Here is a 14430-nt window from a genome sequence, read left to right as displayed (position 1 = left end):
CTTAGCTGTTCTTATCTATCTGAGCCAAGCATCTTGAGGTTACTTAGGTATACAATAACAACATTGATTCTAGGTTAGGTTCACTATGGAACTGGTCATCTCCCTTTTACAACAGATGTGTGTGTACTTAGTTTTGGCTTACATGCTAAGTAAAACGCCAATCATCTTACCTTTGCTGAGTATTTCTTCGCGCTTAAGCCACCGCCTAATTTGTTACGTACTCTTCTCTGGCTTTTGTATTCTCGGCACCTATTTCGGTCTGCACATCAACGATGCTATTGCCAATACTCGTGCGATCGGCGCAGTTATGGGCGGGCTGTTTGGTGGACCTGTTGTAGGTTTCGCCGTCGGATTTACTGGTGGCATCCATCGATACTCTCTTGGTGGCTTTACTGACCTAGCCTGCGCAATTTCAACCACCGCCGAGGGCGTAATTGGTGGCTTGCTCCACGTTTACCTTATCAAGCGAAATAAAGGCGCATTGCTGTTTAATCCAAGCGTCGTATTCAGCGTCACGTTTGTTGCAGAAGTGGTGCAAATGATTTTGCTGCTCGCCGTCGCGAAACCTTTTGATCAAGCCTATGAACTGGTGTCCGCTATTGCAGCGCCTATGATCATCGCGAACTCATTTGGTGCGGCGTTGTTCATGAGTATCCTGCAAGACAGAAAAGCAATCTTTGAAAAGTTTTCTGCGACGTTTTCGCGTCGAGCGCTCACCATTGCTGATCGCTCAGTGGGAATTCTAAGCAACGGCTTCAACACCGAAAACGCAGAGAAAATCGCACGTATTATTTACGAAGAAACCAAAGTGGGCGCTGTCGCGATTACTGACCAAGAAAAGATCTTGGCGTTTGTGGGCATTGGCGATGATCACCATAAACCAAACACGCCGATTTCATCGCAAAGCACATTAGACTCCATGGAGAAAAACGACATCATTTATCTTGATGGCGCGGAGCGTCCATACCAATGCTCCATTGCAAAAGATTGCAAGCTCGGATCTGCGCTGATCATCCCACTGCGTGCAGGGAAAGAGGTCATTGGTACCATAAAGCTGTATGAACCGAAGCGTAAATTGTTCTCGACGGCCAACATGTCGATGGCGGAAGGAATAGCCCAGCTTCTATCTAGCCAAATCCTTTATGGCGATTACCAACAACAACAAGCCTTACTCGCCCAAGCAGAAATAAAATTGCTTCACGCTCAGGTGAATCCACACTTTTTGTTTAATGCACTCAATACTATTAGTGCGATTACTCGTCGTGACCCTGACAAAGCGCGCGAGCTAATCCAAAATTTATCGCACTTCTTCCGCAGCAATTTAAAGCAGAACATTAATACCGTGACGCTAAAGGAAGAGCTTGCACATGTGAACTCGTACTTGAGCATCGAAAAAGCGCGTTTTACGGACCGCTTAGAGGTTGAAATCGATATTCAACCTGAATTGCTGGACATCAAATTACCAAGCTTTACACTCCAGCCTTTGGTTGAGAATGCCATTAAGCATGGCATTTCAAACATGCTTGAAGGTGGTAAAGTTCATATATACAGCGAAGCACACCCACAAGGTCACTTGATTACCGTCGAAGACAACGCAGGCAGTTTTGAACCGCCAAAAGAAAACCACTCAGGGCTAGGTTTAGAAATTGTCGACAAACGTCTCACTAATCAATTTGGACGTGATGCAGCGCTAAAAATTACGTGCGAGCCACATCAATTTACTAAAATGAGCTTTATCATTCCCCCAAAATCATAAAAGCACGCTGAAGCAATAAAGGTAATGTTGGATGTTAACCGCACTCGTCATTGATGATGAACAGTTTGCTCGTGAAGAGCTAGCAGAGTTACTGGATGAAACAGGCCAAGTTGAGGTCGTGGGCGATGCCTCAAACGCAATCCTTGGCCTAAAAAAAATCAATGAACTTAAGCCTGATGTAGTGTTTCTCGATATCCAAATGCCTCAAGTCACGGGGATTGAACTACTTGGGATGCTTGATCCAGAAACCATGCCTTATGTGGTTTTTGTCACGGCTTATGATCAGTATGCGATTCAAGCATTTGAAGACAATGCCTTTGATTACTTGCTCAAACCTGTCGACCCATGCCGGTTAACTAAAACGGTCAAACGACTAAACAAAGTCATTAGCCAATCCGCCCTAACGCAACAACTGTCTGCTATTACACCTGACACGTTGGATCAGATACCGTGCATCGGACACAACCGCATCGTTATCATGGCCACCGACACGGTGGAATGTGCTTACAGTGATATCAGCGGCGTGCATGTACGCTCCACCAGCCAAACCGCGAGCACCCAACTGACATTAAAAACGTTGGAAGAGAAAACCCCTCTAGTCCGCTGCCATCGTCAATACTTAGTCAGTATTAAAGCGATTAGCGAAATCAAGTTACTGGAAAATGGGTTAGCGGAAATCATCACCAAAACAGGCTTTGAGATACCAGTAAGCCGCCGCTACTTAAAGGTGCTCAAAGAGATGCTCGGCATTAGCCACTAACACAAAAACTTCACACATCATCGCTGAGTTTCCGCTAGCGTATAAATAGGACGCTCTGAAAAGACGAGGCGATGATGTATAAAGTTTTATTCATATGTAAGCACAACGCTGGACGAAGCGTCCTCGCGGAGTCAATCGCAACCAATATCCTGCCAGCAGATTTTAGTGTCACCAGTGGAGGCTCACATCCCACAGGCAAGGTGCACCCAGTGGTGCAAAAATATTTAGATGACCACCAACTCCCCATTCCGCATATCCACACGCATTCATGGGAGGAGCGAACTCAGTTTCTTCCCGACATCGTTATTATTCTCTGTGATTCTTTACATCAAGAAACCGCTCCTCAGTGGCTTGCAGGTGGTGTTCGAGTAAACTGGCAAGTTGATGCTTTTCCGACCGATGGTTCTGATGAAGACATGTACGCACATTGCGAAAAGGTTGCTCAATCGCTTGAGCGAAGAATCACGAAGGTGTCTGATATGATTATCGATGGTTTAGGAAAAGACCAAATTCGTGATTACCTAAATGAGTTAAGAGAGATGTAAAAAAGGCGACCCCACAGGTCGCCTTTTGAATATTCGATAAATGGAGACTAATCCACTTGCTTGATTTGCAGTTCTTTAGGTACTTCAAAGAACATATTCTCTTCACGGCCAAGTACTTCATCAACCGCTTCGGCACCAACGAGTTCTTTGATTCGCTCTAGAATCTGATTAACGAGCTCTTCCGGAGCAGATGCTCCCGCAGTCACGCCGACCTTTGTTTTGCCTTCAAACCACTCAGGTTTGATATCTTCCGGACAGTCGGTTAAGTAGCCAGGTGTCCCTAGCTTTTCAGCTAGCTCTTTAAGACGTGTAGAGTTTGATGAGTTTTTAGAACCCACCACAACCATCACATCTACGTCACCAGCTAATTCACGTACGGCATCTTGGCGGTTTTGTGTCGCATAACAGATATCGTCTTTACGTGGACCTTGGATATCTGGGAACACGCGGCGTAGCTCTTCGATAACATCGGCAGTTTCATCGACAGAAAGCGTCGTTTGGCTTACGTAATGAAGATCGGATGGATCTTTCACAATCGCCTTCAGTTTCTCAACATCGGCTGGAGTTTCAACCAAGTACATACCACCGGTTTCACTGGCGTATTGCCCCATCGTACCTTCGACTTCAGGGTGACCTGCGTGACCAATCAGAACCACTTCCATATTACGACGGCTCGCACGCGCCACTTCCATATGCACCTTAGTTACTAAAGGACACGTTGCGTCAAATACGGTCAAATCACGCAGCTTGGCTTCCTGACGAACCGCCTGCGATACACCATGAGCAGAAAAAATCACAATGTTGTTGTCTGGCACTTCATGCAGCTCTTCAACGAAGATAGCACCACGTTGTTTTAGCCCTTCAACCACAAAACGGTTATGCACCACTTCATGACGCACATAAATCGGTGGCTGATACATCTCTAGCGCACGCTCTACGATGCTAATCGCACGGTCTACACCAGCACAAAAGCCGCGTGGGTTAGCTAACAGGATTTTCATTTCATTGCTCATGGAAATTATCTTTATTGGGTTCGCTATTCTACTGACAAAATTTCAACTTCGAAAGTCACGTCTTGTCCCGCTAGAGGATGGTTGAAGTCCACAGTGACTGAATCGCCTGCAATCTCTGTAATAATGCCCGGGATTTCCATGCCATCAGGGCCACTGAAGGCCATGATTGTACCAACTTCCACTTCTGCATCACCTACAAATTTAGTGCGATCCATATAGTGAATATGATCAGGGTTTGGCATACCAAACGCGTCTTCTGCCTTTAGCTCAATCGCTTTTTGTGCGCCTGTTTCGAGGCCTATCAAGCACTGCTCAAAGTTTTCACTCAAGCTGCCATCACCCATAACAAATTTCGCTGGTTTACCCATGTTATGAGTACTATCTGCAACCGATCCGTCTTTCATTTTAATCGTAAAGTGAAGGGTTACTACAGATTCATTGGTTATTGTTGTCACGTTAATGCTTCCTTGTTCTTGGGTTATTACGCTGTCAGCTTGGTCTTTTTATACATTGATATGCTGATTGGCGCTCCAACATAATAAAAAGCATCGCTCGAATCAACGGACGACGCTTAGGGTTATTCGATATACCGCAAAAGATTACTTGTCAGCGTCTTTTTTACGGAAGCCATCCAGAATAATCATTGCCGCACCAATACAGATCGCCATGTCAGCAAGGTTGAATGCTGGCCAGTGGTAGTTACCCCAGAAGAAGTCTAGGTAATCAACAACAAAGCCATGAACGACGCGGTCAAACACGTTGCCCACTGCACCACCAATAATCAGTGCATAAGCAATGTTGTTCCATTTTTCTTTTGCTGGAAGCTTACTCATCCAGTAGGTCAAAAGACCCGTAACAACAAACGCGATACCTGTAAATAACCAGCGCTGCCAACCAGCTTGATCGCTCAAGAAGCTGAAAGCGGCACCGTAGTTATGAACGTAAAGTAGGTTGAAGAATGGCAACACCTCAATTCGGTTTGCCCATCCGTAGCCCATGTTGTCCATCACCACCAATTTGATGCCAATATCTGCAATAAATACCAGAATTGCTAACCACAGCCAGCGAACTCCAGATTGCTTTAACGTCAGTGCTTTTTCACTCATTACTTTACCTACAAACAGCCCCAGTAAATACTGGGGCTGTTAATTTTAAAAAAAGTTCAGTCGTTCTAGGCAATTACGCGAATTTACGTACTTCACCTTCGCCGTCTACGTTAGACACACAACGACCACAGATCTTCTCGTGACCTTCAATTGTGCCTACGTCTGGCGTGTGGTGCCAACAACGGTCACACTTCTCGCCTTCAGCTGCTGCTACTTCTACAAACAAGCCTTCGATATCTGTGGCTTGTGCTGCATCCGTCTTCTCACCTAGAGGCTTAACTTTCGCCGCAGAGGTTAGTAGAACAAAGCGCAGTTCATCTTCAAGTTTGTTGATCTTCGCCGCTAGTGCGTCATCAGCAAATAGAGTCACTTCAGCTTGTAGTGCACCACCAATGGTTTTCTCTTTACGCGCATCTTCTAGAAGTTTGTTTACCGCACCACGAACCGCTTGGATCTCAGACCAGAATTCGTTGTTCAGCTCTTCACCTTCAGCAAGACCGAATAGACCGTCGAACCACTCACCAGTGAATACGAACTTGTCGCGTTGACCTGGCATTTCGTTCCAGATTTCATCTGCAGTGAACGACATGATTGGCGCCATCCAACGAACTAGCGCTTCTACGATGTAGTAAAGTGCAGTCTGACAGCTACGTTGAGCGTTGCCGCCACGTTTTGCTGTGTACTGACGGTCTTTAATTACGTCTAAGTAGAAAGAGCCCATTTCGATTGAACAGAATTGCATTAGACGCTGAGTTACACCGTGTGTGTTGTACTCTTCGTATGCTTTAACAATCTCTTCTTGTGCTGCTAGTGCACGACCAACCGCCCAGCGATCTAGCGCAACCATCTCTTCAACAGGAACGATGTCTGTTTCAGGGTTGAAGCCGCTTAGGTTAGCAAGGAAGAAACGCGCTGTGTTACGGATACGACGGTACGCATCTGCGCTGCGTTTTAGGATTTCATCAGAAACCGCAACTTCACCAGTGTAGTCTGTAGAAGCAACCCATAGACGAAGAATGTCAGCACCTAGCTTGTTGGTTACGTCTTTTGGCGCAACCACGTTACCGATAGATTTAGACATCTTACGACCCTGACCGTCAACCACGAAACCGTGTGTCAGTACTTGTTTGTAAGGTGCTTCGTCTTTCATCGCAATAGATGAAATTAAAGAAGATTGGAACCAACCGCGGTGTTGGTCAGAACCTTCTAGGTATAGGTCTGCACTGTTGCCGTTGTACTCTTCACGAGCATCAACAACAGAGAAGTGAGTGACACCTGAATCGAACCATACGTCTAGCGTATCTAGCACTTTTTCGTATTGGTCAGCGTCAGCACCTAGTAGTTCAGCGGCATCTACATCCCACCATGCTTGGATGCCTTTCTCTTCAACCAGCTTAGCGACTTTCTCGATCAGCTCTAGCGTGTTTGGATGAAGTTCTGCTGTTTCTTTATGAACAAACAGAGCAATTGGCACACCCCAAGTACGTTGACGAGAGATACACCACTCAGGGCGACCTTCGATCATACCTTCGATGCGGCTTTGACCCCACTCAGGCATCCACTCTACATTCTTGATTGACTCTAATGCTTTAGCACGTAGGCCAGCTTGGTCCATAGAAACGAACCATTGAGGTGTAGCACGGAAGATGATTGGGGTCTTATGACGCCAACAGTGTGGGTAGCTGTGCTCGTAAGCGTGGTGGTGTAGTAGTGCACCTTTTTCTTTTAGTACTTCTACTACTGCATCGTTCGCTTTAAATACGTGCTGACCAGCAAATAGCTCTGTATCTGGTAGGTAAACACCGTTTGAGCCAACTGGGTTTGCTACTTCTAGGTTGTACTTGTTACCAACCGCGAAGTCTTCTTGACCGTGACCAGGAGCAGTGTGAACAACACCAGTACCTGAATCAGTCGTAACGTGATCACCAAGGATCGCCGGTACAGTGAAATCGTAGAATGGGTGTTGGAATTGAGAAAGCTCTAGGTCCGCACCTTTAGCAAAGCCAAGGTTGTGGAAGTGCTCGATACCCGCACGGTCCATTACGTCTTTCGCTAGCTCAGCAGCAACGATGATACGCTCAGCGTTGTCGCCTTCTGTTTGGATAAGCACGTACTCTAGATCATCACGTAGACATACTGCGCGGTTTGCAGGCAGTGTCCAAGGTGTTGTTGTCCAGATAACGATAGATACGTCACCGTGACCTTCATGACCTTCTGTCAGTTCAAATTTAGATAGCAGTGCCGCTTCGTCAGCCGCTTTAAAACGAACGTCGATAGATGGCGATACTTTATCTTTGTATTCTACTTCCGCTTCAGCAAGAGCAGAACCACAGTCTGTACACCAGTGAACAGGTTTGAAACCTTTTAGAAGGTGACCATTGCTTGCAATCTTACCAAGAGCACGAATAATGTTCGCTTCAGTTGCGAAATCCATAGTGCGGTATGGCTTGTCCCACTCACCCATGATGCCAAGACGTTTGAAGCTCTCTTTCTGACCTTCAACCTGACCTGCTGCGTATTCACGACATTTCTCGCGGAATTCCGCTGCTGTCACTTTTTGGCCTGGCTTACCTACTTTCTTCTCTACCATTAATTCGATTGGTAGACCGTGGCAGTCCCAGCCTGGGATGTAAGGTGCGTCAAAACCTGAAAGTGTTTTGGATTTAATAATAATGTCTTTAAGAATCTTGTTTAGTGCGTGACCAATATGAATGTCACCATTTGCGTAAGGAGGGCCATCGTGCAATACGAATGACTTTTTGCCTTTCTTAGCTTTACGGATTTCACCGTAAAGATCTTCTTTGTACCAACGCTTAAGCATTTCTGGCTCACGATTGGCCAGGTTGCCGCGCATTGGAAACCCTGTTTCAGGTAAGTTCAGGGTATCTTTATACTCACTCATCGATTCTTAATTCCGTTATATTGGGCGAAAATTAGACATTATGTTGAACGGTGGAATAAACCGCTCAACGCTTAAGCTGACGCAGCCACACCCTTGCTGCTTCAGCATCCAATTCAATTTGTTGTTTAAGTGCTTCAAACGACTCAAACTTTTGCTCATCTCGAAGTTTATGCAAAAGTTCCACTTCTAGTTGCTTGCCATATAAATTGGCATGAAAGTCGAATAAGTGCACTTCTAACTGTTGGCGAACACCATTGACGGTTGGTCTTTGACCAATATTAGCAACACCACCAACTGGCTTATTTCCTAAGCCAAGCGCTTGAACAACATAGACTCCGGAAACCGGAGAAACACAGCGTTTCAAAGGAATATTTGCAGTAGGGAACCCAATGGTTCGACCTAGCTTTCTTCCATGAGAAACACGACCGCTGATGCTGTAGTTTCTTCCCAGCATCTGTTGCGCGGAATGCAAATCGTCACGCGCCAGCGCTTGACGGATAGCCGTACTGCTGACACGTAATTGTTGTAAACAAAAGCTCTGGGTACTTACTACATCAAAGCCGTATTTTTCCCCTGCTTCCTGCAGCATTGCAAAGTTACCTGTACGGCCTTTGCCAAAGCAGAAATCATCACCAACGACAAGAAACTTAACACCCAAACGCTCGACCAACAAGTCACGGATAAACTCTTCCGCGGTTAAATTTGCAAAATGGCGATTGAAATTGACACACAGTAAGCGGTCAATATCGAGCTTACTCAATTGCACGAACTTATCGCGTAATCGAGTCAACCTTGCAGGTGCCTTGTCTTTGGCAAACAGCTCCATCGGCTGAGGTTCAAAGGTCATCACAACAGAAGGCAAGGATAGCCTGTCCGCTTGCTCAGACACTTGCTGCAATACTTGTTGATGGCCTTTATGGACACCATCGAAATTGCCAATAGTCAGAACACAACCATGATGTCGCGGGTTGATATTGTGAATGCCTCTAATCAGTTCCATTGGATACTGCTTTCTGCCTCTGTTTTACTTTACACTGTGTGAAACTGACGGATTATATACTAATCACCCTCAGTCTGTCCCAGCTTTTAGGTCTTTTAAACGCGCACCAGTTAAAAATAGAACCACTAGGTAAACTACGGCTCCTAAACCGATCAACATCCCTAGCACCGCGCTTCGGTGAGCAAAGCTCCAGCCCAGCCATACTGACATATCTTCCAGTTGCCATAAGATTGCCGCCACCATCGCCGCGCCAGCAATAGCTAAACGTATAATAAAGAAGACGGTTCGCTTAGTGATTTGGTATACCTCTGCGATGTGCAGGCCACGATACAGCAGTGCCATATTCACAAATGCCGATAGTGCCGTCGCGATAGCCAAGCCAACGTAGCCATAGAAGTACGCAAAAATTGCATTAAATACCATGTTGGTCACCATCGCAATGATGCCGTATTTCACTGGCGTTTTAGTGTCTTGACGCGAGTAATAACCCGGAGCGAGCACTTTAATCAGCATAAAGTTCAACAAGCCTGAAGCGTAAGCAAAGAGTGACAATGATGCTTGATGTACGTCTTGTGGCGAAAACTCACCTCGCATGAATAACACCATCAACATAGGTTTTGCCAGTACCATCAAACCAAGCATTGCAGGAAGGCCAAGTAAGATCACCATGCGCACCCCCCAGTCCATGGTTTGTGCGAATCCTTCATTTTGTGCGTCAACATGTTTGCGTGATAATGCTGGTAAAATCACCGTTGCAATAGCAATACCAAACAGACCTAACGGGAATTCCAACAAGCGATCTGAATAGTACAACCAACTGATCGAACCGGTTTGCAGAAAGCTGGCAATAAAAGTATCAAACAACAAGTTGATTTGGCTTACCGACACACCGAACAAAGCAGGAATCATTAAGGTTCGGATCTTCACCACGCCCGGATCGCGCCAGCCCCATTTCGGCTTAACCATAACCCCCGCTTTAATAAGGAAAGGGATTTGAAATAAGAACTGAACCAAACCACCAAGGAAAACACCGATGGCAAGACCAATCTCTGGCTGTGGCATCTGCGGCGAGATAAACCATGCTGCCAAAATGATCATCACATTGAGGAAGACAGGAGTAAACGAAGAAACCGCAAACTTACCTAGTGTATTGAGAATGGCTCCCGATAGGGCAACAAAAGTGATGAACCATAAATAAGGAAAGGTAATCTTGAGCATCACGCTAGCAAGTTCGAACTTCTCAGCCGCGGGACCACCATGCATCCAGTCTAGGAACCAACCAAAACCAAACAGTGCAGTCACCACTCCGGAACCTAGAACACCTAAGATGGTAACAATTGAGACTATCACCCCTAATGTACCCGCCGCACGAGCAATGAGCTCCCGAGTTTTATTCATGTCGCCTTGAGCATGGCTTTCCGTTAAAACAGGTACAAACGCTTGGGAAAAAGCACCTTCAGCAAACAAACGTCGTAAAAAATTAGGAATTTTATTGGCGAAGAAAAAGACGTCTGCGCTTGCTCCTGCCCCCATTAAATTTGCCACTACAACATCACGAACTAGGCCAAGAACGCGGGAAATAAATGTCATAGCACTGACGATCATGCCAGACTTGAGTAGTCGTTTACTCACTGTAACCTCGGAATATCACCATAAGACAGCTAACCCTATACTGTTTCTCTGACAGGTGCTGTAAATAGACGTCAAAAATCTATCCGCGGGTTGTAAGGAATAAGTGTGCCTTTCGCGGATAATTATTAGCATTGGTATAAAAATGCTGTTAGAATCCCCGCCATCTTAACCGCGATAACCTCTCTTACCAAAATTTGTTTTGGCTTAGATCGGTTTTTGCACAAATCATTTGACATTTAAGCGCAAATGAGGGATATTCCTCGCCCTTAAATTGTCACAGAACTAAGTTTTTGGGAGTTAGACCCTTGGCAAATAGTAAATCTGCTAAGAAGCGCGCTATCCAAGCTGAGAAACGTCGTCAGCACAATGCTAGCCGTCGCTCAATGATGCGTACTTACATGAAGAAAACTGTTGCTGCTATCGAAGCAGGCGACAAAGAAGCTGCAACTGCTGCATTCGCTGTAGTTACACCTATCCTAGACCGCATGGCAACTAAAGGCCTTATTCACAAGAATAAAGCAGCTCGCCATAAGTCTCGTTTCGCTGCACAAATCAAAGCTCTTTAATAGAGTCCTGATTTTACAGTGAAGAAAAAACCGACCTTGTGTCGGTTTTTTTATATCTACAAAGTTTTCTTAATAAAAAAAGCTGGCAATGCCAGCTTTTCTTTTTCTGAATGTCCCATTTAAAGACATCAGCTTATTCATTACCCATATAACGCTCAAACTAGAAAGCACTAATAAAACACTTGAGAACAAAGCAAATTGGTCGATGAGTAGTACCCTATCATCAAAAGTTTAACGCCACTCTCAAATATTCCAACAAGTTAGATTCACACTCTAAGATGAGCAGTATATTAGGACTATTTAATTAATGTTGAGCACTCTCAGCACAATAAAGACTATGCAGTGTTTTTATTAACGCTTTCACTTCATCACTCTTTAATGTGTAGTACACCGTCTGTGCTTCTTTCCTTGTCGTGACTAACTCATCACGGCGAAGCCAAGCAAGATGCTGAGATAATGCCGACTGGCTTAGCTCTAACTTTGCACACAGCTCTCCCACGGACAGCTCTTGGTTATGCAGCATACAAAGGATTTGTAGGCGTCTCTCGTTTGCCATCGCTTTGAGCAACACGACGGCTTTTGCGGAGTTCTGCTCCATTTCTTGTAGATTCATGTGTTGGACCTCTAGCTACAACTTACTTATTCCAACCCTGGCCAGCTTGTTGTGTTGCACTGATTTATATATCTAAGAAAATCAAGATACACTTCCAGAGTCTTCATTATTAGAACCTCTAATTTAGTTGTTAGTGATACACCAATATTATCCACCAAGGATTTTAATTGGTGCGCCATCAATAATTAATAGTTTTGCTCACTAAAACAAGTATCTTGCTTACTTAGATATTATTTAGAATTATATTTTTATTGATAGTAATCTATTTATTTACGCAACGATACGGGTTTACTCAAACATTTGACTGAAATCAGCATCACAAACATTTTTTACCGCGGGGTGTTGGATCATTCGTTCCGCAAAAATCACGTAGTACTCTTCTTTTAGCCCATCGACATGGCCAATTAGCTGTAAATTTCGGTCGTCTTCAATCTCCGACATGTATACGGTCGGTGCCAAGAAAATCACATCATCGTGGTACCGAGCAAAAGCTTTCATCAACGCAACATCATCAAACTCCCCTAGCACATTGGGTTGAAGGCCTTGACGATCAAACCATTGAATAACTTTACGCCCCATAGCCGTTCGGCTCGCGGGAATCAGAAGTTTTTTTTGTTCCAAGATCTCAGGGAATCGCACATTTTCAATTTCAGAAGAAGCAAAAAAGCTCATGCTACTTTCACCCAACTTTTTGCTATAAAGGCCAGGACTTTGAGTAGAATCAACGGGACAATCCGAAAGGATCATATCTAGCTTGTGCTGAGAAAGGCGTTCAAGTAGCAGTTCGTGGGTCGATTCATAACAGCGTAAATGAATACTGTTATCTTCCGGGACGGTCGTCATCAGTACTTTACTGACCAAGCGTTTAGATAATGCATCGGCTACACCAACTTCAAATAGAATGTTCGAGTGCTGGCTGTAATTGACGATATCTAACATCTCATAGCTCAAACCGAACATCCGGTCGGCGTACTTAAACACAAGCTGACCTAACTCAGTGGGCTCAACTGTACGACCATTGCGCTTGGTTAACTTTCCTTTCATGCGCTCTTCAAGCGCTTTAATCTGTCCTGTCACGGTTTGCGGTGTCAGGAAGAGCGCGTCAGCCGCCTTAGTTACAGAGCCCTGTTTGCACACCATCCAGAAATAATAGAGATGGTTGTAGTTTAGATGTGACATGATCGAGTCCCGAAAAGAAAGTGATACTTTTTATACCAAATGTGACAGAGACAAACAATAAACTCGACAAAACCATACAATACCTTACAAAAGCATAAGTTTTACCGAAAGTATAAAGTCAATACTGTCATAAAAGTTGAACTGAGGCGCATTTTCTCTACAAAAAAAACGCAAAAACCAAACAAAACGAAACCAAAATTTAACCACTAAAATCAACAAGTTAAAAATTAATTTTCTTCTTCTTTTACGCCATTATCAAAAAGAACAATAAAAATCTCTCACAGCAAGAAATCTGTAATATTACTGAAATATTTATTCTCTAACATCGCCCGCAGATTCAACTACAGACCGAAAAATGAACTGAAAGGTCAACGGAGAAAATTATGATGAACCAAGCTACTTCAACAGTGGCACCAATTTCGAGCACAGCTCGTTGGTTACGCTGGGCTAACTTGGCATTCATGTTATATCTGCTTCTTCTAGCAGTATCTATGGTTGGTAGTGGCTTTAAATGGGCAACTGGCGATCAAGCTAAGGTGCTATTTGAATTTGCCGCACACCCAGTTGCAGGTCTAATGATCGGCTTGGTGGCAACAGCCTTAATTCAGTCTTCAAGTACTGTAACGTCTATTATTGTAGGCTTGGTTGCAGGTGGCTTACCTGTAGAAACCGCTATCCCTATGGTGATGGGTGCTAACATTGGTACCACAGTGACCAATACGCTTGTATCTCTTGGCCACGTGCGCTGTAAAGAAGAGTTCAAACGTGCATTTGCAAGTGCAACCATTCACGACTTCTTCAACTTGCTTGCTGTCGCTATTTTCCTTCCGTTGGAAATGATGTTCGGCATTTTAGAGAAAGTTTCTCACTGGCTTGTTTCTCCACTGCTTGCTACTGGTGATATGAGCATTAAAGGCTTCAACTTTATTAAACCAATTACAAAGCCAGTCGTAGGCGCAATTAAAGAGCCACTTTCTACCTTCGGTGATACTGTTGGCGGCGTCATGCTTATTGCTTTGGGTATTGCGACTATCTTCGTTGCAATCACAGTGATGGGTAAATTGATGAAGAGCCTAATGGTTGGTCGCGCACGTGAAATTTTGAAAAACGCCATCGGTCGTGGTCCTATTCACGGCATCGTATCAGGCTCAATCGTGACCGTTCTAGTACAATCTTCCTCAACCACGACAAGTTTAATGGTTCCGTTGGTTGGTACTGGCGTGTTGAAAGTACGAGATATCTACCCTTTCACTCTGGGTGCTAACATTGGTACTTGTATTACAGCACTACTAGCAGCGACAGCGGTATCTGGAGAGTTCGCAGTATTCGCACTACAAATCGCTCTAGTCCACTTAGTA

At 44.7% G+C, this 14430-nt stretch carries 13 protein-coding genes; 5 read left to right on the top strand and 8 right to left on the bottom strand.

The features are described 5' to 3' along the window. Window positions 1-85 precede the first annotated feature (85 nt). The 3 genes from IQR33_RS24635 to IQR33_RS24625 all read left to right on the top strand — a co-directional run bounded on the left by IQR33_RS24635 (window position 86) and on the right by IQR33_RS24625 (window position 3061). On the top strand, window positions 86-1756 hold the full coding sequence (locus IQR33_RS24635) for a sensor histidine kinase (protein ID WP_005381915.1): 1671 nt from the start codon (window positions 86-88) through the stop codon (window positions 1754-1756). 31 nt (window positions 1757-1787) lie between these two features. Further along, window positions 1788-2516, top strand: a complete 729-nt coding sequence (btsR, locus tag IQR33_RS24630; RefSeq protein WP_005381917.1) for a two-component system response regulator BtsR — start codon at window positions 1788-1790, stop codon at window positions 2514-2516. Window positions 2517-2587: 71 nt separating this feature from the next. After that, entirely contained in the window at window positions 2588-3061 is a 474-nt protein-coding gene (locus tag IQR33_RS24625) for a low molecular weight phosphatase family protein (RefSeq protein WP_033906110.1), read from the top strand. Window positions 3062-3108: 47 nt separating this feature from the next. Here IQR33_RS24625 and ispH read toward each other — a convergent pair whose 3' ends face one another. From ispH to murJ, 6 genes are all read right to left on the bottom strand, one after another. Beyond that, a complete protein-coding gene (gene ispH / locus IQR33_RS24620; protein ID WP_017636164.1) occupies window positions 3109-4074 on the bottom strand; it encodes a 4-hydroxy-3-methylbut-2-enyl diphosphate reductase in 966 nt (321 codons plus the stop codon). Window positions 4075-4097: 23 nt separating this feature from the next. Next, window positions 4098-4529: an FKBP-type peptidyl-prolyl cis-trans isomerase gene (gene fkpB, locus IQR33_RS24615; RefSeq protein ID WP_005381922.1), complete on the bottom strand. Its 432-nt coding sequence runs from the start codon at window positions 4527-4529 to the stop codon at window positions 4098-4100. A gap of 144 nt (window positions 4530-4673) precedes the next feature. Beyond that, on the bottom strand, window positions 4674-5180 hold the full coding sequence (gene lspA / locus IQR33_RS24610) for a signal peptidase II (protein ID WP_005385948.1): 507 nt from the start codon (window positions 5178-5180) through the stop codon (window positions 4674-4676). Window positions 5181-5253: 73 nt separating this feature from the next. Then, entirely contained in the window at window positions 5254-8082 is a 2829-nt protein-coding gene (ileS, locus tag IQR33_RS24605; RefSeq protein WP_017821497.1) for an isoleucine--tRNA ligase, read from the bottom strand. A 64-nt stretch (window positions 8083-8146) separates the two neighbouring features. After that, window positions 8147-9082, bottom strand: coding sequence for a bifunctional riboflavin kinase/FAD synthetase (ribF, locus tag IQR33_RS24600; protein WP_017636167.1), 936 nt, complete (start codon window positions 9080-9082; stop codon window positions 8147-8149). A 69-nt stretch (window positions 9083-9151) separates the two neighbouring features. Then, window positions 9152-10714, bottom strand: coding sequence for a murein biosynthesis integral membrane protein MurJ (gene murJ, locus IQR33_RS24595; protein WP_025998736.1), 1563 nt, complete (start codon window positions 10712-10714; stop codon window positions 9152-9154). A gap of 305 nt (window positions 10715-11019) precedes the next feature. Between murJ and rpsT the strand changes: the two genes are divergently transcribed. Beyond that, window positions 11020-11280 carry a 30S ribosomal protein S20 gene (gene rpsT, locus IQR33_RS24590; RefSeq protein WP_005381938.1) on the top strand — a complete coding sequence of 87 codons (261 nt, stop codon included), beginning with the start codon at window positions 11020-11022 and terminating at the stop codon, window positions 11278-11280. Between the two features lie 304 nt (window positions 11281-11584). Here rpsT and IQR33_RS24585 read toward each other — a convergent pair whose 3' ends face one another. Then, entirely contained in the window at window positions 11585-11893 is a 309-nt protein-coding gene (locus tag IQR33_RS24585) for an ArsR/SmtB family transcription factor (RefSeq protein WP_005381940.1), read from the bottom strand. Window positions 11894-12181: 288 nt separating this feature from the next. Continuing rightward, window positions 12182-13072, bottom strand: a complete 891-nt coding sequence (nhaR, locus tag IQR33_RS24580) for a transcriptional activator NhaR (protein ID WP_005381942.1) — start codon at window positions 13070-13072, stop codon at window positions 12182-12184. A gap of 386 nt (window positions 13073-13458) precedes the next feature. Between nhaR and IQR33_RS24575 the strand changes: the two genes are divergently transcribed. Continuing rightward, window positions 13459-14430, top strand: a 972-nt coding sequence (locus IQR33_RS24575; protein ID WP_193844143.1) for a Na/Pi symporter, incomplete at its 3' end; no start/stop codon positions are given.

The sequence above is a fragment of the Vibrio sp. OPT46 genome (assembly GCF_015163535.1).
In the GTDB taxonomy this organism is placed as follows: Bacteria; Pseudomonadota; Gammaproteobacteria; order Enterobacterales; family Vibrionaceae; genus Vibrio; species Vibrio alginolyticus.
The sequence above is the reverse complement of the archived record's forward strand: the minus strand, read 5'-3'. Positions and strand labels throughout refer to the sequence as shown.

Bases quoted from the DNA above. Each gene is read 5' to 3' on its own strand.
- IQR33_RS24635 (WP_005381915.1), top strand. From the start codon at position 86: ATGGAACTGGTCATCTCCCTTTTACAACAGATGTGTGTGTACTTAGTT.
- btsR (WP_005381917.1), top strand. From the start codon at position 1,788: ATGTTAACCGCACTCGTCATTGATGATGAACAGTTTGCTCGTGAAGAG.
- IQR33_RS24625 (WP_033906110.1), top strand. From the start codon at position 2,588: ATGATGTATAAAGTTTTATTCATATGTAAGCACAACGCTGGACGAAGC.
- ispH (WP_017636164.1), bottom strand. From the start codon at position 4,074: ATGAGCAATGAAATGAAAATCCTGTTAGCTAACCCACGCGGCTTTTGT.
- lspA (WP_005385948.1), bottom strand. From the start codon at position 5,180: ATGAGTGAAAAAGCACTGACGTTAAAGCAATCTGGAGTTCGCTGGCTG.
- ileS (WP_017821497.1), bottom strand. From the start codon at position 8,082: ATGAGTGAGTATAAAGATACCCTGAACTTACCTGAAACAGGGTTTCCA.
- ribF (WP_017636167.1), bottom strand. From the start codon at position 9,082: ATGGAACTGATTAGAGGCATTCACAATATCAACCCGCGACATCATGGT.
- IQR33_RS24585 (WP_005381940.1), bottom strand. From the start codon at position 11,893: ATGAATCTACAAGAAATGGAGCAGAACTCCGCAAAAGCCGTCGTGTTG.
- nhaR (WP_005381942.1), bottom strand. From the start codon at position 13,072: ATGTCACATCTAAACTACAACCATCTCTATTATTTCTGGATGGTGTGC.